Here is a 20,694-nt window from a genome sequence, read left to right as displayed (position 1 = left end):
CAAAGGGATCAGACTGTAAATCTGACGGCTCTGCCTTCGAAGGTTCGAATCCTTCTCCCTCCACCATCATTCAGAAAGCCCGGCCTTGCGCCGGGTTTTCGCTTTCTTGCCCACTAACACTTTCCGCCCTTGTCAGATTTGACAGTTGCAATTGCATCCCACCTTGCTCATCGTGGCATCATCAACATCAGAGTGTTCACATCATGTTTGAAGTCTGGGATGAGCATGGCCACGCAACAGGTCTGACACTGCAGGCACTCAAAATCAGAATCAGCAACGACTATCAGGGCGATCTGATGGTGCGCTACAGCAACAAGCTGGGACTCCCCACGACTCTTTTTCTGACGGTTCACAAGGGAGTGGCCTACCAGCGCTTTAAAGCGGGCTCGCCAAGACTGGACTGGGAGTGGCTGGCTGGGGCTGGTAATGGCCATACACCCCGCGATTTTATGAGTGAGCAGTTCCCCTTATTTCAGTTCTCCCTCGACAACAACTGACTCTTCATACCGTTCGCTTAACCCCCTCAGCTCCCCGATGATTTGCTGTAATTGGGCACGAAATCCGGTCAGCTCATCAGCACAAGATGAGGACCCGAGCTGGCGGATCTTCTCTTCCAGTCGCCATGCCTCTTCAGCCAGCTGCGGCGCCATCATCATGCTGATGGTCCCCGCCTGACGATGCACCCAATTCGCCAGTGCCTTGTCATCCTGTGGCTGCTGCACCATCGCTTGCTCAAGCTCTTGGCGAAATAGCGGAAACATCTGCCGTAACTTGTCACCTTGGCCAAAAAATGCCTCCATGGCCGCGACATCAATCAAGGATGGCGATGGCAGGATACGCCACTTTTGCAGCATCTGACGCAAACCATCCAGCAGCACCGGCTTGCCCAGCAAATCATCCATGCCGGCGGCAAAGCAGCGTTCAGCCTGCTCAGGCATGACATTGGCCGTCATGGCAATGATCAGCAAGCGCTTCTTATCCTCCCCAGCCCGTACCCTGCGCGTGAACTCATAGCCATCCATCACCGGCATCTGACAGTCACAGAGCACCAGATCATAGGGATACTGCGCGACCATCTCGAGGGCTTGCTGGCCGTGCTCAGCCAGTTCGCAGTTCAGCTTGAGCTGCCCGAGCTGGCGTATCACCAGCTGCTGGTTAAGGGGATTATCTTCCACCAGCAGTATCCGACAGGGCAGCATGGACCCACGCGCAGCGCTATTGGGCATCAATTGTGAGGCGGTCTCATCGCTCAAGACCAGCTGGCGATAGCAGACTTCCCGCACTGCATGCCAGGTCATGGGATTGCTGTTGAGAATGTAACCCTTCTCATCACTGCGATAGCCAAGAGGGGTTGCCAGCGGCAGCACCCGGATAACGCCCTCAGCCGCCAAGTCATGGTCACTGAAACGCAACTGAGCATTATCAGGGGGCGACGTTCGCGTGACTCCCAGCGCGTCAAGATGCAGTAACAGGGTGTGACACAGCTTATCGTCATGCAGTTCAATGCTGGCTTGCAGGCCATTGAGACGGAGATCCGGCTCTCGCTTTACCAGAACAGGCAACGTGACTGTCAAGGTGATAAAAGTGCCGAGCCCCGGGGCACTCTCCAGCCGGATCTCGCCCCCCATCAAGGTGGCCAGGGTCTGGCAGATACTCAGCCCCAAGCCAGTACCACCATAACTGCGGGTGGTAGAGCTCTCCGCCTGCTCAAAGGCATTAAAGATCCGGTCACGCGCTTCGGGTGTCATGCCGATGCCACTGTCGCGCACACCGAAGCGCAATTGCTGTTGTCCCTCCCCCTGTGCCAGCAGTTGCACCGAAATCTCGATAAAGCCCCGCTCGGTAAATTTGATGGCATTGCTGACAAAGTTGAAGAGGATCTGACGCAAACGCAGCTCATCGCCGCTTACCCGGGCCGCAACACCGGCATCAGCCCACAAGTAGACGCGCAACCCCTTGCGGTGTATCTCGCTCACCGTCATGGTCAACACACTGTCGATCAGCTCACGGAGGAGAAACGGGGTTTGCTCGAGCTGCATCTTGCCTGCCTCCAGCTTGGCATAGTCGAGCACATTGTCGATCAGTGCATGCAGTCCTAGGGCACCGCGGTTGATGATCTCGACCATCTGGCGCTGCTCCTGAGTCAGCTCGGTGAAGGTGAGCTGCTCCGCCATGCCGACGATACCATTCATGGGGGTGCGAATTTCGTGGCTCATGGTGGCCAGAAACTCCCCTTTCATGGTCGCCGCCGATTCCGCCCGCTCTTTCGCTCTGGCCAGTGCCAGCTCCACCTGCCGACGTCTGGTAATTTCCTGACGAAGGCGCCAATACGCAATGCAGATAACCAGTATAAAGAGGGTTATACCCGACCCCAGCGGGATAAGTGTGCGCATCAGTTGCTGCCATGACACCCCCTCGCTGTAGTTCAAAGCCAACCAAGTATTGCGGATCTGCCGTCGCTCCTTGTCGCTCATGCTGGCCAGCACCCGATTGACCAAAGGCAAGAGAGGGGTATAGGGCTCACGTACCGCTACCACCAGCTCATCCTTGAAGGGCGAAGGAGCCGCAATATTAAGCTGGTCTTCAAACTGATCCGCAATGAGTCGCGAGACTACCACCAGGTTGCCGATATAGGCATCCCCCTCACCAGCCGCAACTGCCGCCAACCCTTCACTGGCGTTGCTTGTCACCTTAATCGTCACATCCGGCAACAGCGCCTTGATCTGTGGAATTAACATACCGTCGGTCAATAGCAGTCGCTTGCCTGTCAGGTCCGTGATATCTCCTATGGTGGGCGTACCGCTTGCCGTCACCAATACCATGGGAAATGATGCGAAAGGCTGGCTGGCATGCCACCCCATCAACCTGTCGATGATGCGGGTTGGCAGCACAACAAGATCGACATCATGATGCAGCAACTGTTGTTGAAGATCAGGCCAGCTCTGAACCGGAACCCTGCTGTAAGCCAAGCCAAGCTTCTCTTGCAGCAGCGCCAGATAGTCAACTACCATTCCAACCAGATTGCCATCCCTGTCACGATAGTAGAAAGGCATCCAATTGGGGCTCAACCCCAACTTCAATGGTGGCAGAGCCGACAACCATGCTCGCTCATCAGGGCGCAGCAAAAAATTACTGTGCCCCATAAAGTTGGGGACCAGGTTCTCCCCCAACCAGCGCTTCTCAAGCTCGCTGCGGGTCTCGACCGTCAACGCCTGAATGGCAGTATTAAGCTGGGTAGAAAGCGTTTGATTCTGGCTGGCAACAGCAAGATGAAGGGTCTCCATCAACAGGGGAGACTGTGCAACAACCGCCAGCGCAGGGTGACGCTTGATAAACAGATTGGCTACATACAGATTGCCGATATAGGCATCCGCGCGCCCTTGCTCCACCGCCTGCAGTGCGCTGTGAGTATCTACGAAGAGCCGCGGTGTGACCTTCGGATAGTGCAGCTTGACCAGCGTCTCGGTCATAAAGCCCTTTTCGATGGCTATGCTCGCAGACTGTAACCGGCTCACGTCGCGAAAGAGGGCGCTGTCCTGACGCACAACTACCACGGTCGGTGAGGTGTAATAGGGCAAACTGTAGGTGACACATGGGCGTCCCCCAGCATTAAAAGCATCGAGCAAGAGATCAATCTTGCCACGGCAAATATCCGCATACATGGCATCCCAGTCAGGGTAGGCATGCCAGGCAATCCGGTAATCCAGTTTTTTAGCTAATTGCTCCATTAATTCCACGCTGAATCCAGCGGCAACCTTACCATCCCATCGCTGAAATGGAGCCCATCCTCCTGCTAATATACCGACTTCAATAGTGGCAACCTCAGGCGGCTCAGAAGCCTGTAATACAGGGGTAAAGAATAAAGAAAATCCAACAATAATGGTAATTTGACTGAGCAATGACTTTATTGAGCAACATATCGACATAGTGGTTTACATATTTTTACAAATCAGTGTATGCATATAAAAAACAGGGATCGTACGGTAGTATATCAATGTCAGATTTGATAGCCTTAATTTTACTAATCGCATCAATAGAGACTCATTTATGACCTTCAGAATTATACTTTCCGATGATCATCCATTGATTTTAGCTGGTATCCGTAGCCTGATTGAAAAAATAACCCCACGCTGTGATGTCGTAGCAGAGGCATATAGGGTTTCTGATTTGTATATTTTATTAAGGCAACAGCCATGTGACTTGCTGATAACGGATTTCAGCATGCCGGGTGATAGTCGCAGTGATGGCCTCGTAATGGTACAGCAATTACGCAGAGAGTATCCCAATTTGGCGATCATTGTACTGACACAACTCCACAACAATGCAATATTACAGGCTCTGCTTCAATGTGGGATTAGTGGCCTGATATTAAAAAAATCTGTTATCACTGAGTTATCAGAAGCCATTCGCCAAGTGCTGCTTGGCCACACTTATATAGGTAAGTCTGTTAAAACCCTGCTGACTGAGGCCGGCATATCTCGTCACACCGATCTCACCCCGCTTACACCAAAAGAGAGCGAGGTAGTGCGTTTTCTGGCCAGTGGCATGTCGGTCACCCAGGTAGCAGAACACTTGAATCGCAGTGTGAAGACCATCAGTACACAGAAAAAGAGTGCCATGATGCGACTAGGCTTGCAAAGCGATAGTGAACTTTTTAAGTATGCCAATGAGTATGGGTTATGTTAACATTGCATTGAGATCCATAGGTGAATCAACAGTTACAAACTATATATCCAGTAGCCTATTAAAATCCAAAATACAATGTTGTCGTTTACCATATAATTAAATAAGAACATCAATCATAATGGTTATGTCACCTTTATAACGACTCCCAGGACGTTTCATCATCTCACTCAATTGCCACCCAGTTATTTCAAACTTGAATGGTCTTTCCTCACCAGATAAAACTGTATGTCCACTGAAATTCTCATGTTTACTCGCATATATTGGCCACAACCTTCGATTAATTCCTGTTGCATATACGCGAACAATTGCTGAATGATTTTTTTCATTTTTAATCATGCAATCATCCCCTACTTGATTTAAATATTGACATTTCACTTTCACATTATACTTTGCTGAAGTCCATATTCTGGCTGATAGTGTAGCCTCCAATTTTTCTGGAACACCACGGTTATTTCTATGTATCCAGTCGTGCCATCCCCTCGGGGGTTGTAACTCTACTCGATTTCCATTTATCGGGAACATGATTTTGAACTGATGATTAACCACAAGAGCAATATTTATTAAAAGAACATTATCAGAATAAATTCCATTACCCAGACTGATATCGCCATCTTTGCCAATAGATAATTCAAGACTACCTTTATATTTACCGTTAGGAATGTTAATAGGAGATGGAGGTTTTATTGCAAAACCGAATAAAACCTTCTTGACCACCCCACTTGATAACACAGAGGCTTTTGTATGACATCTGTTTCCAGCAGAACCTTGCCATAATACCATCCACTCACTCGTACTTTTCCCGCCCTCCATGTATTTATCAATCTGATTACATCCTCCAATTATATTTGACAGCTTATTGTTAAAAAATTGCCTGCCGATATCAGGGTCAACATTCGTACTATAATGAATACCTATGGTTTTTGGTAGAAAAGATACCGTGTATTTATCACCATTCTCTGAAGTTAGTACCACATTTCTTTTCCTCGGTATTTCCAGATAAGTAAATGCATCCTTCGGATCTGAAAATCTTTCCTTGGTCGTACGTAGCATATCCATACTGATAGGGAAAAATAAATTATCTAGGGGGAGTACACCACTCACACAATTGTAATTAAGCATTCCTGATGCACCTTGACTACATTTTGTGGTGCTATTAAAGGAATCACCATTAATGTCGTATGACTGTGGTGTATACTCGGCTGTCACTTCGATAGTTTTTGCAGAAACATTAAACGACAATAATAACAATGTTATTGCAATACAGACGCAAATAAACGTGTCACCACCTAGATAAAAATGACAGTTTTTAAGATTCATTATTTTGTTAATGCCTGATTCTGATTGGCCATTTGCCACGATGAACATGTCAACTCTCCTAGCATGATAATATCCATTTCTTCCATGCGCTCCTTGTCGCCCATCGAACGCCAGCAATAGAGAGTGCCATTTTGTTCCACACTAAACTCCGGCTGTAGCCGACTCGACTCCAGAGCAAAAAAACCGTCGTTTTCAGTAAATGTCCGTCCAATGGGGTTGCTGACCATGGCGCCACGCAGCGGCCGGTTCTGCTCATCAAGCAAACGACCAATCACTGTGACTGTGCTCACCGCATTCACTTGCCCATAACCAACCCCACCACGATTTAGGTGATAGGGAAGCACACTGGGTTTGATGGTGAGTGGTGTCCCTTCGTGGTCGGCCATCTCCAATTGCAAGGAGCCACTTTGCAAGGCTGGTACAGAGACCAGATGGCGACCGGGCCCCAATGTCTGCACCCCACCACTATCGTTACTGACCCTAATACGCGCCGCCTCGTCATCGGCGTCGATATCGAGGATCATCGCTGCCTCATTACCCATGCCGATCATATCGCGGGAACCGAGAGCGACCTCTCCTGCCCGCCCCAGTGCCACCGTGCTTTCCAGATTGATTCCACCTGTCACCTCACCGTTATAGGAGGAGTGCTGAGCATAAAGATCCCCTCCCAGCCAGGGTGCCGCGAAGCGGCCATAGCCGGACAGACCAGTACCATAACTATCATGCATGCTGCCGACTCTCACCTGGCTAAGCGGTCCCCACTCCACCTGCTGTTGATAGTTGAGATTGGCGCTGCGCTGAGCGCCGCCTGAACGGGAGGTATTACTGCCCAGCCCCAGCGACAGCTGTCTATCATCAGCCCCCCCAAGGTTGACGGTCAGACTCAGGGTACTACCGCGATCCCGCTGCTGCGCCGTACTCTCACTGCCAGGACGATCGAACAAAGTCACCCCCCAAGTCACCCAGCGTCCCCACAATCTGTCGCTGTAGTGCCATCCGAGATCGGCGCCATTGCCGCGACCGGACTGGTGAGAAAAATAGATACCGAGGGAGCCCCACTTCTCCAACGATTGCTGCAACGACAGGCTGGAGGTGGTGCTAGTCTCACCCTGCTTGCGCAAGTTGCGCGAATGGCTGGCCACCAGACTACTGTTACCATGCCAGTAGATCCCCTGCAGATCGTAACCCCACCCCATATCGATACTCTGGTTGACAGAGGCAAAGCCATGGAACTGGCTGCTAGCCTGCCAGTCGAGCGAAATGGCGTTCTGAACCCGTCTGTCCACATACTGGCTACCCGCTCCCACCACCAACGAAGGAAGCAGCAGATGGTTAACGGCAATGCCACCACTGGCCCCTTCCAGATCACTCTCCCCCTGCCGTTCCAACCAGCGGGTCTGACGCCCAGCGAACAGGTTAAATCGCCACGGTTCCTCCGGCGTCTGCCAGTTGGAAGGTTTGTAGACCATCTCGCGCCAACGGCGGCTCTCTTGGCCATCCTCCAGCAGCCGCAGCTCCACCTCATAGATGCCACCAGGGAGCGAGCGGGTATCGAGCGCCTGCAGGCCAGCAATCACCGGCTGCGACTGGATAAGGTTGCCATCACGATAGATCTCCACCATGCCGGGCCGTGCTGGCGCGACCTGGATCGGAGCCAAGCTGGGCACTCCGCGCTCTCGACGCAACAGATCCGAACTACCCCACATAACCCCGAGTACTGTGGGCGTTGCACCACTGTAGTAGTTCGGCTGTCGCACCAATCCTTGCGCTGTGGGAAAGAAGAAACCAAGGCGATAAAAATTGGCCTCATGGAGCCGTTCTCCATAGACCTGAGCTATCCCCAGATCAGTTGGCCCACCCTCTTGCCAGGTGGCATCCCCCTCCATAAAAGGGGTCCACTGTCCCCAGCTTCCCTCCAACTGCAGGTTGTAGTGTCCATTGCGCTGGCTGCCCTGCACCAGGTTCAGCTGGTTCTGGACAAGCAACCCCTTGCTCTCCTGGGGCAAAACCATAAAGCGCTGATCCCGCGCCTCCCGCTCCACCTGAGAAGTCAGCACCGAGAGCTGGGACTCTTCCAGGCTGTATTGCAGTCCCAAGATTCCTTCTTGGCAGCCTCGGCCACACTCACCGAGCGGTATTTTTTTTCCCAGCCTGCTCAACCAGCGTTCACGCGCCCCCTCGTCAAAATCGCTATCCTGCACATCCACCAGAGATAGCAGTTGTACCGAGTTATCCCGCCCCAGCAGCACTTCACCATCCCCCAGCAACCGGCCGTCGACGGTAACACGCACCATCAGAGGCACACCAAAAAAGTGCTCTTCAAATCCCTCCGGTAATTGCTGTGCCTGTTTCAACAGCAATACAGGATCTCCTGCCAACACCAACCAGGAAAAAAAACCGAGCGAGAGGAGAATAAAGCGAATCATTACGTCACTCCCGAATGCATTTCATCTCAATGAAAGAGGGGCCTGTGGCCCCCCGAATATTCATCTCAAGCTTTCGGTGGTGCGTCTGACTCAAACATCATGCTGACTATCCCCTGATAGTTGCCGGGTTTGTAACCACCGGTTGGCGCAGCAGCGGGAATAATCTCGAGCCCGACCTGTCTACCTGTCTTGGCATCAGCCTGATTCAGCAAGTCCGATGATGTAGTGGTCAGCGTGACCCCACCAACCTTGACTGTCAAGCCGATGCTCTCCTTACCACTGGCCATAGTCGCGGGATAGACCAGATAACCCTTGATGGGGCCAAGCGAACTCTTCATCTCCAGCTGCTTGGCCAACGGTTCCAGCTTCTGGCTAAAGGGGTTAAAAGACAGTTTCTGTGGAGTATTCATCCAATCCCCCACTGGCTGTACATAAAAGTTTTCGGTCGGGATCTGCGCCGTCACCGTCACCGTATGTTCGACTCGTTCGACAGCCATCAGATAACCACTTGCCAGCAGCAGAACGGGGGCGAACCATAACATCTTCATAATCACTCCTTATTGTGAGACTTTTTTGTGAAATACCGATAGTCAGGCTTTGAACTCCTTGAATATCGATTTATTTCCTTCGAGCAGTTCAAAACGAACCGTCTTGGTGGCATCTTTGCTGAGCCGTTTTTTAACGCCGGGCAGCAGATGTACTTTCTCCGGTTGACTACATGAGGTTTCCTTTTTGTCACACAGTTCCAGATAATCGAGAATCACGGTGGCATTGCCTCTGTTCTCCACATATAGAGCTCCGTTGTCACGGTCAATTCGGGTGTCATAACGAGGCTCTTTGGGGGCGACAAATAAAATGGTGCCAAAACCGGTCATTATGCTGACACCGGCACTGACTTGCTGATTAAGAGACAATGTGGTTATTTCATCTCCCTGTGGTTTGACCGGAACAAAGCGCACACGAAAATAGCGCTCCCGCTCACGTTCCCCCATATATATAAAGCGGGTAGCCTGTGAGCCACCAGCAGGAATAATCAGCCTGGACGGGCTGGTCACCAGTTGGCGAACCCCCTCCTCGGGTAGGGACTGCTCCTTTGGCTGCCCGTCGTCCCCATATACAATTTCGGCCAAGTTGATTTTGACAAAAGCCGTTTCATCGCCGAGATTACGAACTCTTTTTAGCTGAGTGTTTTTTTCTGCTGACAGGTAGTCATATAAAGTACCAACACTGATGTCAGACGACGCAAAAACATTACTGCTAAATATTAAAAATAACGCGCAAAATTTACTCATTGACATTGAACCCAGCAAAAACAAGGAGAAAAATAGGATTGGGAAGCATGTGCAATATTACTGTCACAATAAAAAGTCCAAACCAAGCTCAACAACCCATCTCTTCTTAGCCAGTCTAGACAACCAGCACACCATAATTAATAGGAATAATCCGATACCATCATAATGTATTCCGCCAACATTCAGACTATTCCTACAGCAGTTCTTTAAAAACATCCTGTATTATTCATCCCCATTTTTCTAAACAGGTAAGCGCCATGTTTGCGTTCAAAGAAGAGTTTCCGGTCGGTGACGTGGCATCCCTGGCAACAGCGGATATTGCCATCCCCTTCTATCAGCCGATCGTTGACCGGAACCACCAGCTCATCGGCTTTGAGGCGCTGGCCAGACGCTGGAAACCACGCCAGCAGCGCTATCAGGGGATCGACTTTCTCTCCCTCAGCGATGAGGAGTCCCTTCATCTGGACATCGTCATGCTCAGAGCGATTCTGCGCGACCTGCCGACGCTCGCGCAGAGCAGCACCAGTCTGCTCTCAATCAACCTCAACCCGACTCTGAACAGCCCCACCTACCAGAACCTGTTGTTGCTGGTACTGATCCAGGCGCGCAAGGTAGGGCTCGACATCTGGTTCGAGGTACTTGAGCACGCCCCGCTACAGCACAAGGAGCTGGCCCTGATAGAAGTGTTGCGCAGCCACGGCGCCCATATCGTCTGCGATGACTTTGGCACCCAGGAGTGCAACTTCCAACGGGTGCTGGCGCTGCCCTACGAGATCATCAAACTGGATCGCTCCCTGTTGCTGCAAGCGACCAAGAGTAGCCATGCACTGCGGATGCTCACCGGTCTGGTAGAGTACCTGCAGCGGCTCGGCGCCAAGGTGGTGTGCGAGGGAGTCGAGACCCAGCAACACATCGAGGTCGCCAATCGGCTCGGCTGTGACTATCAGCAGGGTTATGCCCATGCCATGCCATCTCCCCTCTCCCGTTGGGCCTGAGCGGCTGTTTCATTTCGGCATCCTATCGGCTCGCGCAGCCAACAATTTCCTGCCAAATTGCATGATGACGTGGGGGCGAGTACAATCTCGCACCCCGAATATCCGGCGCATCTTCTTTCGATAACCCCAGATATGCCGTCATCGGGTCGCGCTGCATTGAGCATCCTCTCGGAGGGCATCTTGCACCGCAACTCAACCACTACGACGCCATCAGGTGGCGTTGTCCTGATTTGCAATCAGACATAAAGAGTCCGACATGTTTAAACCAGAATTGCTCTCCCCCGCAGGTTCCCTCAAGAACATGCGTTACGCCTACGCCTATGGCGCCGATGCAGTCTATGCCGGCCAGCCCCGTTACAGTCTGCGGGTGCGTAACAACGAATTCGATCACGAGAACCTTCAGCTCGGCATCAACGAGGCTCATGCCCTCGGCAAGCAGTTCTATGTGGTGGCCAACATCCAGCCCCACAACTCCAAGCTCAAGACCTTTATCCGCGACATGCGTCCGGTGGTGGAGATGAAGCCGGATGCGCTGATCATGTCAGACCCCGGTCTCATCATGATGATGCGCGAAGCTTTCCCTGATATGCCCATTCACCTCTCGGTGCAGGCCAACGCGGTCAACTGGGCCACGGTGAAGTTCTGGCATCAGATGGGCTTGACTCGGGTCATCCTCTCCCGCGAACTGTCGCTGGACGAAATCGAGGAGATCCGCATGCAGGTGCCGGAGATGGAGTTGGAAGTCTTCGTTCACGGCGCTCTGTGCATGGCCTACTCCGGCCGCTGTCTGCTCTCCGGCTATATCAACAAGCGCGACCCCAACCAGGGCACCTGCACCAACTCCTGCCGCTGGGAGTACAAGGTTCACGAAGGTAAAGAAGATGACGTGGGCCAGATCGTCCACCGTCAGGAGCCCATCGCCGTGCAGAAAGTTGACCCGACGCTGGGCCTCGGCAAGCCGAGCGATGCACTGGTGCTGCTGGAGGAGTCCAACCGCCCGGGCGAGTACATGAGCGCGTTCGAGGACGAGCACGGCACCTACATCATGAACTCCAAGGATCTGCGCGCCGTCGAACATGTCGAGCGCCTGACCAAGATGGGCATCCATTCGCTGAAAATCGAAGGGCGCACCAAGTCTTTCTATTACTGCGCCCGTACCGCCCAGGTCTATCGCAAGGCCATCGACGATGCGGTTGCAGGCCGTCCGTTCGACCGCAGCCTGATGGGCACCCTCGAAAATCTGGCCCACCGCGGCTATACCGAGGGCTTCCTGCGCCGTCACAACCACAGCGAATACCAGAACTACGACTACGGCTACTCCGTCTCCGACACCCAGCAGTTCGTCGGCGAGATCACCGGTCGCAACGGTGACATGGTCGAGGTCGAGGTAAAGAACAAGTTCCTGGTGGGCAACAGCCTGGAGCTGATGACCCCGCAGGGCAACCTCAGCTTCAATCTGGAGCAGATGCAGAACCGCAAGGGCGAGCTGATCGACACCGCACCGGGCAACGGCCACGTAGTCTATGTGCCGGTGCCGAAGGAAGTGGACGTGAACTACGGCATCCTGCTGCGCAACCTCGGTGAGCGTCAGGATACCCGTCAGCCCCACTCGGCCGCCTGAGATGGCACTGCTCATCACCGACAAGTGCATCAACTGTGACATGTGTGATCCCGAGTGTCCGAACCAGGCCATCAGCCTGGGTGAGGAGATTTACGAGATCGACCCCAGTCGCTGCACCGAGTGCGTCGGTCACTATGAGAAGCCGACCTGTATCAGTGTCTGCCCTATCGACTGCATCATCTGGGATCCCGCTCATGTGGAAACCGAAGATCAGCTGATGGAAAAGTTTGTGCGGATGCATCGGCAGTAACCTCGGTATCAGCATCAACAACTCACAGGCTGCATCCTCCGGGAGCCCGTCCATATGATGAAACCGCAGCGCTGCTGATGAAGAAGTTTGTACAGATGCACCGACAGTAAATGCAACAAGGCCGGGAAATCCCGGCCTTTTTTGATCCCGCCCTCATCTCCATGATGGCTATTTTTTGTTTACCAACCGGTGCAATTCATCCAGTTCCCGCTGCGCCGTCAGCAAGTCGGTCTGTGCCTGCTCCAATTTGCTCTGCTTGTCGGCAATCTTGTCCGGCTTGCCACTGACTCTCGCCTCCTGCAGCTCGAGCAGGCGCTCATCTACCTCGCCGCGCAGTTTGTTAACCCGCTCTTTCTGCTCCTTGAGCAGACCTTCATCGGTACAGTTGGCCTTGATATTGCGCGCTGCCTGTTCGAGCCCGGCAATCTGCCCGGTATTGTTGTGTGCTTTGGCAAACACCAGCTGGTCGTTGACGGCCTGCAGACGAGCCTTGCAACCGACCGCCTCACTGCCAAAGGCCTGACCCGCCAACAGCAGCAAGCCGGCTCCCAATACTTTCCACATCTCGATTCATCCGGTCTTGTTTGCGAGCTGACCATAAAAACCTCGATCGGCGGCAGGGTCAAGCAAGCGGGAAAAAGGTGCGACAGAAGTTGTGCAACATCACGCAATTGCCACCCTGTTGGTTCTACAATGGCGCTCTTTTCAATCGGGAGTCTGTTATGAATCAACAAATTGTGGTCATTGCCAACGGTGCCCCCTATGGCAGCGAATCCCTGTTCAACGCCCTGCGTCTCGCTATCGCCCTCAACGAACAGGGTGGTGCCAGCCTCAAGCTGTTCCTGATGTCCGATGCGGTGAGTGCAGCACTGGCCGGTCAGGCACCGGCCGAGGGGTACAACCTGCGCCAGATGCTGGAGATCCTGCTGGCGCAAGGCGTCACCATTCGCCTGTGCAAGACCTGCACCGATACCCGTGGCATCACCGCCCTGCCGCTGATCGAGGGCATTGAGGTCGGCACCCTGCCGATGCTGGCCCAATGGACCCTGGCTGCCGACAAGGTGCTGACCTTCTGAACCATAAGGGGCTGGCCAGCGGCGAAGTCAGCCCGGTTAGCCTATCACCGACTCCTGCCGGGCACTTCGCCGACCATGATGTCGGGCGCCTGCTTCATAAAGCGCAAAGATCGCCACACAAAGCAGCGCCATCAGCACATAGAGCCACTGACCGCTCCACTGCTCGAGGATCCAGCCTCCCAGCAGAGCGCCGGCAGCCCCTCCCAACCCGGCCAGTGCGCTGGCACCAAAGTAGCTCCCCTTGAGGTGGGTGGGGGCCATCTGGTCGATCAGCACGTTGAGCAGGGGGAACAGGATGGTCTCGCCGATGCTGAGCAGCAGCACGGCACCAAACCAGTGGCTGCGCACCATCGGGTCCCCCAGCGCGAAGAGCAGCTGGGCCGCCAGAAAGAGCGCCATGCCGATATGAAGGCGTACCCGCACTGGCCAGCGTGACAACAACCGCAGCAGCGGAAACTGCAGCAGCACCACGGTCAGTGCATTGGTCGCCACCAGCAGGGCAACCAGCTCGTCCACCTGCGGCATACCGGCCCGGGTCAGGTACTGCACCAGCGGCGAGTGAAACTGGGAGTAGACCAGCACCATCAGGAGATTGGCCATCACCAGCAGCAGGAAGGCGCGATCCGCCAGCAACACCTTGATGGCATCCCGCAGTCCGGGGCCAGCAGTCCCCAGCTTGCCTGTGCTGCCAGCCCGGCGAAATCCCCAGCCAAAGGCCAGCGCCAGCAGCAGATAGCTCACCACCAGAAACAGGAAGGTCTCCTGCTGGGCGTTGATCCCGAGGGTCACCCCGAGCAGCGGCCCCAACGCGGCCCCCAGATTAAGCAGAAAATAGCGCAGGTGCAGTGCCAGCTCCCGCGCCTTGGCCGAGGCCAGACTGTCGGCCATCAACGCCTTGCCGGGGGCATCGATGAGCCCCGACGAGAGGCCGCTGCCCATCACCCCGACCCCGAGCCAGAACACCGCATGGGAGAAACCGAGCAGGCCGAAACAGCTCATCGCCACCAGACAACCGGCCAGCAGTATGCTGCGCCGCCCGAAGCGATCAGAGAGCCAGCCGCCGTAAAAACTGACCAGGGTAGAGAGGGCCATCGAGCCCCCCAGCAACAGGCCGATGAAGGTGGCCGAAAGGTCATACTCCCGATAGAGCAGAATGGAGAGGAAGGGCCACACCATGTAGTAGCTGGTACGCACCATAAAGGTACCCAGAATGACGATCCAGACCAGCGGGGTAAATTGCCTGAAGGTGCTCCATGACATCGCTATGCTCCATGCCCCGCAGCTCTTACCACAAGATCCTGTCATAAACGGGGAAAGCATTCAGTTGTAACAGAGGGCCTCAATAGAAACAACCCTCGCTCACCGACAAGGTGCAACCGGATGCAAAAAGGCCAGCCGATGGGCATCGGCTGGCCTTTTTATCGCGGGATTTCCCTCGGGCTAGCGCCAGGGGCTCTGCTGCCACAGCCGCCCAAGTCCTGCCTCGAGCGCCTGCGCGCCCTGCTGCCCCAGCTTCTGGGTCAGGCTTTTTGGCTTGCGATAGCTGATGCCGATCACCTTGTGGTGGCTGGCCTGTGCCAGCAGATAGTCATCACTGGTGCAGAGGGTATCCACCAACCCCAGCCCCTTGGCCTGACTTGCCAGCCAGTGCTCTCCGGTCGTGACCTGATCGATATCGAGTTGCGGGCGATGTTCGGCCACAAAGGCCTTGAAACGCTCGTGGATCGCCGCCAGCTCCTCACGAAACTTCTCGCGCCCCAGATCGTCGTTCTCGCCGAACATGGTGATAGTGCGCTTGTACTGACCGGCAGTGTGCATCTCGAACTCGATATCGTGCTTTTTCAACAACTTGTTGAAGTTCGGCAGCTGGGCGATCACCCCGATGGAGCCGACGATGGCAAAGGGGGCAGCCAAGATCTTGTCTGCCACACAGGCCATCATGTAGCCGCCGCTCGCCGCCACCTTGTCAATCGCCACGGTGAGCTTGATGTCACGATCGCGCAGCCGCTGCAGCTGGGAAGCGGCCAAGCCGTAACCATGCACCACGCCGCCACCAGATTCGAGCCGCAGCAGCACCTCGTCGCCGGGCTGGGCGACGCCAATCACCGCGCTCACCTCCTCGCGCAGGGAGGCCACCTCTTTGGCATCCATGCTGCCGTTGAAATCGAGCACAAACAGGCGACTGCGCTCATCACCGGCCTTGGCGCGCTTTTTCTGCTCCTCTTTCTGCTGCTTTTCCAGCACCTTGCGCTCGGCCTTGCTTACGAGCGCGCTCTTGAGGGCAAATTGCCCCTGCTCCAGCTCGCTCGAGAGATCGGTCACCACCAGCTCCCCCTTGCGCGCTTTCGGCTGGCGAGTGCTCACAATCATCAGGATGATGGCGCCGATGGCCAGCAGGAAGGTCACTGTCTTGGCCAAAAACAGGCCATATTCGGTCAGAAATGTCACGATGGACTCCAGAATGGATCGGTTTTCGTCACATTCTAGGGAGTTTGATGGAGGCGCGCAAAAAATCGCAGCCAGTGCCAGGAAAAACCAACCCGAGCATCACAACCTCTCTATTTTCTTCACATTTTTCTTGCCGCTGGCTGGTCAAACAGGCGCACGGATCAGTACACTTGGCGCCGATTGCCATGCACTTATGGCCGGAATTTGTTAACAGGAGTTGTCATGCTCGATTATCAGGCACCCCGCGATCTGCTCAAGGATAAAGTCATTCTGGTCACAGGTGCCGGCGACGGGATCGGCCGCGAAGCCGCCCTCACCTACGCCGCTCACGGTGCCACCGTGATCCTGCTCGGCCGCACCAGCGCCAAACTCGAAGCCGTGTATGACCAGATTGAAGCGGCCGGTTATCCGCTGCCCGCCATCGTGCCGGTGGATCTGAAAGGGGCCACCGCCGCCCACTACCGCGGCATGGCAGAAACCTTCGCCCAGCAGTTTGGCCGCCTCGACGGCGTGCTGTTCAACGCCGGTCTGCTTGGCACCCTCTCCCCGTTTGAACACATTCAGGAGAAGGAGTGGGACGAGGTGATGCAGGTCAACGTCAAATCGGAATTCCTGCTAACCCAGGCCCTACTGCCGCTGCTGCGCCAGACTGCCAAGGCGCAGGGCGATGCCTCCATCGTCTACACCTCCTCCAGCGTGGGGCGCAAGGGGCGCGCCTACTGGGGCACCTATGCCATCTCCAAATTTGCCATCGAGGGGATGATGGAAGTGCTGGCCGACGAGCTTGAGAACACCGGTGTGCGGGTCAATACCCTAAACCCGGGCGGTACCCGTACCAAGATGCGCGCCAGCGCCTTCCCGGCGGAAGATCCCATGAACCTCAAGACTCCGGCCGACCTGATGCCGCTCTACCTCTACCTGATGGGGTCGGACAGCCGCGGAAAAACCGGCCAGACCTTTGTGGCTCAGCCCAAATAAATCAATAAAATACCCAGAGTGTTGTGCGGCAGGGGTTAAATTGAATAGGGGGCACAGGCTCCCTGTTCGAACCACTGACCATCCTATCTCCAATCAGGTTGAACTATGTTTCGTCCCAAGAGCACGTTTGAGCAATGGCGGATCTTTCAGGCGGTGGTCGACTGCGGCGGCTACGCCCAGGCGGCCGAGGCGCTGAACAAGAGCCAGTCCTCCCTCAATCATGCGGTTGCAAAGTTGCAGCAGAGTCTGGGGGTGCCCTTGCTGGAGGTGCGCGGCCGCAAGGCGGTGCTGACGCCGGCGGGCGAGATCTTCCTCAAGCGGGCCCGTCAGTTGAGCCAACAGGTGGAAGAGCTGGAAAATCTGGCCAACAACCTGGAGCGGCAATGGGAGCCGCAGATCAACCTCTATGTTTCGGCGCTGCAGCCAAGGGATCGCCTCTATCGGGCCTTGGCCAGCTTCTATCCCCGCAGCCGGGGTTGCCGGGTCAACCTGCACGAACGCATTCACTGCCACTTCAACGCCCTGCAACCGGGGGATCTGATGCTCTCCGAGCACCTGCCCGGCGATCGCACCGGTCTGCTGCTGGACGAGGTGTGCCTGCTGCCCCTCTGCGCCGCCAGCCATCCGCTGGCACAGGAGGAGGGGCCCATCCGCAGCGACGTGCTGACCAGCCACAACCAGATCAGCCTCCATCCCCCCATTCACCGCTCGGTGGACTGGAACGATGCGGATGACACCGGCTGGAAGGCGACCCACTACCACGAAGTGCTCGCCATGCTGCGCCTCGGCCTCGGCTATGCCTGGCTGCCGCGCCATCTGGTTGAGCGGGAGCTGGCGGAAGGTTCACTCATACAGCTGGATCTGGAGAGCGGCAACGAGCGCCACCTCTACACCTACCTGCTGACCCTCTCCCCCGAATCTCTCGGCCCTGCGACCGAGCTGCTACTACGCTGCCTGCGCAACGAATATCAGGGCGAGTCATCGCAGCTCCCGCACGCCCAGCCCCGGCACGACAAATAACAGCCAGCCCCCGTCAGACGTTGGGTACCCGCCAGCTGGCGGCCAGTGCCACCAGCGCCAATCCCAGCGCCACCATAAAGACCCCGTGGAAACTCCACACCTCCGCCACCACACCGGCGATGGCCCCTGCCATGATGGAACCAGTGCGGATGCTGTTGGCAAACAGGGTGGTCGCCACCCCGGCTCGCCCCGGCATCAGATCCTGAAAATAAGACATGCCGATCCCCGCCACGATACCGATGAAGATGGCGTTGAACAGCTGCAAGGCGATCAGGGCGTATTGGTCGGTGAGGGTCACCAGTCCGGTGTAAAAGGCCGCGCCAGCCAGCACCGCCAGCAACATCATGGGGCGCTTGCCAAAGCGCGCCGTGTAGTAACCCGCCAGCAGCATGAAGGGGATCTCCAGCGCCGCCGCCGTGCCCATCAGGATACCGGCAAGCTTCTCATCCATCCCGAGCTCCCGGGTTATGTAGAGCGGCATATTGATGAGGTACATGCTGTTGCAGGTCCACATCAGGGTGGAGGCGATAAAGAGCGCCCGCACCGCCGGATCCCGCCAACTGCTGACCCGCTCGCTCTCTTCAGCCAGCTTGGGCAGCGGCAGAGAGGGCAGCCAGCGCCACACCACCAGGGCACAGAGCAGGTAGGCCAGTGCCGAGGCCAGGTACATCAGCTCGAAACCATAGCCGATGGCCAGCGCGAAGGCGATGGGCGGGCCTATGACCCAGGCCAGCGAAAATTGGGCTCGCATCACCGAGCTGAACATGTCCGCCCGCTTGTTGCGGCTGTCCGAATACTCCCGCGCCAGCGCAAACAGTTGGGGACTGGCAGTGGCCGCCAGCGCCGCCAGCATCACCCCCAGACTCGCCAACAGCCAGTAGTTGCGGTTCCAGGCAAACAGCAAGGAGAGCGCCACCCCGGCAAAGCAGCAGCGCAGGATCAGTCGCTTGCGATCCCCCTTGTTGTCAGAGCGGTGGCCCAGCCACTGGCTGACCAGAATGCCCACCACCGCATTGATGGTATAGAAGAGCCCGACCAGAAAGGGGCGCACCTGCACCTCTTCGGCCAGAAACAGACTTAAGGTAGGCACCTGCAGTGCCACCGCGACGCCGGTCATAAAGGTCACGGCAAGAAATGAAAGAGAGACGGGGTCAGGGCGTTTGACCGCCGCTATCGACAAGCTCATAGGGTTACCACTGGTTGGAGGGACGATACGGGCTAACGGGCGGCAGCCGTATGAAAATTCGGCGCCTATCTTATGTCACTATCAAGAGCGGGCTCAAGGATGCATAAGCAGGAGTGCGCCTTGCGAGGGAGGCCGCGACCCCGTAGAGTGAAAGCCCATCCTGCCAGCACAAGGAGTTCGCATGTTTGATTTTGATCAGGAAGTAGACCGCAGTGGCACCATGAGCCTGAAATGGGACAAGTACAAGGGTCAGGATGTGCTGCCCATGTGGGTTGCCGATACCGACTTTGTCTCCCCCCCGTCCGTGATTGAGGCGTTGACCAAACGGGTTGCCCACGGCATTTTCGGCTATTCACGCCCCTCGCCGCGCCTGATCGAACTCATTATCGAACGGATGGCGACCCGCTATGGCTGGGCTATCGAGCCCGAATGGCTGGTGTTCCTGCCGGGCGTGGTGCCGGGGCTCAACCTTGCCTGCAAGGCGTGGAGCCAGCATGGCCGCGGCATCATCACCCCCAAGCCGGTCTACTACCCCTTCCTGCAGGCGCCGGGCTTCAATGATCGTCCCCTGCTCACCGTGCCGATGATTGAAGAGGCAGGTCGTTGGGTGCTGGATCTGGCAGAGCTTGAGCGTCAGGCCCCCGCCGCAGATCTGCTGCTGCTCTGCAACCCCCACAACCCGGGCGGCACCATCTTCACCCGTGACGAGCTGCTGGCCATCGATGCCATCGCTGCGCGCCACAATCTGGTGATCTGCTCCGATGAAATCCACTGCGATCTGCTGCTGGATAAAAACGCCCGCCACATTCCCTACGGCGCCATCAGTGCGCAAGCGGCCGAGCGCTGTGCGGTGATGATGGCCCCGAGCAAGACCTTCAATATCGCCGGTCTCTGCTGCTCCTTCGCTATTATCCCCAACGCCCGTCTGCGCTTCAGGCTACAGCAGGCGATGCGAGGCATCAGCGCCGACGTCAATCTGCTGGGCTTTGTCGCGGCCGAAGCGGCCTATGAGGGTGGCGAACAGTGGCTGACCGAGCAACTCGACTATCTGGCGGCCAATCTGGCCCTGATCCAGCAAGCGGTGGCTCGCTGGCCGGGCGTCAAGCTGGCCAGTCATCAGGCGACGTATCTGGCCTGGATCGATGTGAGCGCCCTTGGCCTTGCCGATCCCATCGCCTTCTTCGAGCAGGCTGGCGTTGGTCTCTCCCCCGGCGCCCAGTTTGGCGACGGTCAGTTTGTGCGGCTCAACTTCGGCTGCACCAGGGCACGACTGACCGACGCGCTGGCGCGGATGGAGCGGGCAATCCTCAACCACAGCAAGCCCTGATCAGCCCAGCAACGGGATGGGCAAGCCCCATCCCTTTTACCCTGTGTCATCAGCCAGCGGTCAACTCAGTCA

At 55.9% G+C, this 20,694-nt stretch carries 18 protein-coding genes; 9 read left to right on the top strand and 9 right to left on the bottom strand.

Annotated elements, in window-relative coordinates:
• Positions 1-203: 203 nt before the first annotated feature.
• A complete protein-coding gene (locus G5306_RS10025) occupies positions 204-497 on the top strand; it encodes a hypothetical protein (protein ID WP_216953101.1) in 294 nt (97 codons plus the stop codon).
• On the opposite strand, the gene G5306_RS10020 is transcribed toward G5306_RS10025, so the two are convergent.
• The gene (locus tag G5306_RS10020; RefSeq protein WP_421312813.1) at positions 468-3,926 is read right to left on the bottom strand and encodes an ATP-binding protein; all 3,459 of its coding nucleotides are present in this window, start codon (positions 3,924-3,926) and stop codon (positions 468-470) included. The two genes, G5306_RS10025 and G5306_RS10020, sit on opposite strands and share 30 nt — an antisense overlap.
• Before the next feature lie 121 nt (positions 3,927-4,047).
• Between G5306_RS10020 and G5306_RS10015 the strand changes: the two genes are divergently transcribed.
• Positions 4,048-4,686 (top strand): response regulator, encoded by a 639-nt coding sequence (locus tag G5306_RS10015; RefSeq protein WP_421312812.1) that lies wholly within the window; start codon positions 4,048-4,050, stop codon positions 4,684-4,686.
• 96 nt (positions 4,687-4,782) lie between these two features.
• Here the strand turns inward: G5306_RS10015 and G5306_RS10010 are convergent, their stop codons facing one another.
• The 4 genes from G5306_RS10010 to G5306_RS09995 all read right to left on the bottom strand — a co-directional run bounded on the left by G5306_RS10010 (position 4,783) and on the right by G5306_RS09995 (position 9,721).
• A complete protein-coding gene (locus G5306_RS10010) occupies positions 4,783-6,051 on the bottom strand; it encodes a hypothetical protein (protein ID WP_421312811.1) in 1,269 nt (422 codons plus the stop codon).
• Positions 6,003-8,363 (bottom strand): TcfC E-set like domain-containing protein, encoded by a 2,361-nt coding sequence (locus G5306_RS10005; protein WP_421263060.1) that lies wholly within the window; start codon positions 8,361-8,363, stop codon positions 6,003-6,005. The genes G5306_RS10010 and G5306_RS10005 overlap by 49 nt, the downstream gene beginning before the upstream one ends.
• A gap of 131 nt (positions 8,364-8,494) precedes the next feature.
• Positions 8,495-8,977: a CS1 type fimbrial major subunit gene (locus tag G5306_RS10000; RefSeq protein ID WP_266134278.1), complete on the bottom strand. Its 483-nt coding sequence runs from the start codon at positions 8,975-8,977 to the stop codon at positions 8,495-8,497.
• A 42-nt stretch (positions 8,978-9,019) separates the two neighbouring features.
• Complete coding sequence (locus tag G5306_RS09995; protein WP_266134279.1) at positions 9,020-9,721, bottom strand: hypothetical protein; 702 nt, start codon at positions 9,719-9,721, stop codon at positions 9,020-9,022.
• 257 nt (positions 9,722-9,978) lie between these two features.
• Here G5306_RS09995 and G5306_RS09990 point away from each other — a divergent pair, with 257 nt between their 5' ends.
• The 3 genes from G5306_RS09990 to G5306_RS09980 all read left to right on the top strand — a co-directional run bounded on the left by G5306_RS09990 (position 9,979) and on the right by G5306_RS09980 (position 12,587).
• A complete protein-coding gene (locus G5306_RS09990; RefSeq protein ID WP_421312810.1) occupies positions 9,979-10,716 on the top strand; it encodes an EAL domain-containing protein in 738 nt (245 codons plus the stop codon).
• 256 nt (positions 10,717-10,972) lie between these two features.
• The gene (gene yegQ / locus G5306_RS09985) at positions 10,973-12,337 is read left to right on the top strand and encodes a tRNA 5-hydroxyuridine modification protein YegQ (protein WP_421312809.1); all 1,365 of its coding nucleotides are present in this window, start codon (positions 10,973-10,975) and stop codon (positions 12,335-12,337) included.
• A gap of 1 nt (position 12,338) precedes the next feature.
• Positions 12,339-12,587, top strand: a complete 249-nt coding sequence (locus G5306_RS09980; protein WP_005334896.1) for a YfhL family 4Fe-4S dicluster ferredoxin — start codon at positions 12,339-12,341, stop codon at positions 12,585-12,587.
• A gap of 168 nt (positions 12,588-12,755) precedes the next feature.
• Here the strand turns inward: G5306_RS09980 and G5306_RS09975 are convergent, their stop codons facing one another.
• On the bottom strand, positions 12,756-13,151 hold the full coding sequence (locus G5306_RS09975; RefSeq protein ID WP_216953098.1) for a DUF1090 domain-containing protein: 396 nt from the start codon (positions 13,149-13,151) through the stop codon (positions 12,756-12,758).
• 158 nt (positions 13,152-13,309) lie between these two features.
• Here G5306_RS09975 and G5306_RS09970 point away from each other — a divergent pair, with 158 nt between their 5' ends.
• Positions 13,310-13,663 carry a DsrE/DsrF/TusD sulfur relay family protein gene (locus tag G5306_RS09970; protein ID WP_421312808.1) on the top strand — a complete coding sequence of 118 codons (354 nt, stop codon included), beginning with the start codon at positions 13,310-13,312 and terminating at the stop codon, positions 13,661-13,663.
• Between the two features lie 36 nt (positions 13,664-13,699).
• Here the strand turns inward: G5306_RS09970 and G5306_RS09965 are convergent, their stop codons facing one another.
• Together G5306_RS09965 and sohB are read right to left on the bottom strand one after the other, a co-directional pair.
• Positions 13,700-14,923: an MFS transporter gene (locus G5306_RS09965; protein ID WP_421312807.1), complete on the bottom strand. Its 1,224-nt coding sequence runs from the start codon at positions 14,921-14,923 to the stop codon at positions 13,700-13,702.
• Positions 14,924-15,103: 180 nt separating this feature from the next.
• Entirely contained in the window at positions 15,104-16,111 is a 1,008-nt protein-coding gene (gene sohB / locus G5306_RS09960; RefSeq protein WP_216953096.1) for a protease SohB, read from the bottom strand.
• A 222-nt stretch (positions 16,112-16,333) separates the two neighbouring features.
• Between sohB and G5306_RS09955 the strand changes: the two genes are divergently transcribed.
• Together G5306_RS09955 and G5306_RS09950 are read left to right on the top strand one after the other, a co-directional pair.
• Entirely contained in the window at positions 16,334-17,089 is a 756-nt protein-coding gene (locus G5306_RS09955) for a YciK family oxidoreductase (RefSeq protein WP_005334909.1), read from the top strand.
• A gap of 105 nt (positions 17,090-17,194) precedes the next feature.
• Positions 17,195-18,109 (top strand): LysR family transcriptional regulator, encoded by a 915-nt coding sequence (locus tag G5306_RS09950; protein WP_005353862.1) that lies wholly within the window; start codon positions 17,195-17,197, stop codon positions 18,107-18,109.
• Positions 18,110-18,122: 13 nt separating this feature from the next.
• Here the strand turns inward: G5306_RS09950 and G5306_RS09945 are convergent, their stop codons facing one another.
• Positions 18,123-19,295 (bottom strand): MFS transporter, encoded by a 1,173-nt coding sequence (locus G5306_RS09945; RefSeq protein WP_216953094.1) that lies wholly within the window; start codon positions 19,293-19,295, stop codon positions 18,123-18,125.
• Positions 19,296-19,476: 181 nt separating this feature from the next.
• On the opposite strand from G5306_RS09945, the gene G5306_RS09940 reads away from it, so the two are divergent.
• A complete protein-coding gene (locus G5306_RS09940) occupies positions 19,477-20,622 on the top strand; it encodes a MalY/PatB family protein (protein WP_064340869.1) in 1,146 nt (381 codons plus the stop codon).
• The last annotated feature ends 72 nt before the right edge of the window (positions 20,623-20,694 follow it).

It is taken from the genome of Aeromonas sp. 603404, from assembly GCF_049171775.1.
GTDB lineage: Bacteria > Pseudomonadota > Gammaproteobacteria > Enterobacterales > Aeromonadaceae > Aeromonas > Aeromonas veronii_A.
The sequence above is the reverse complement of the archived record's forward strand: the minus strand, read 5'-3'. Positions and strand labels throughout refer to the sequence as shown.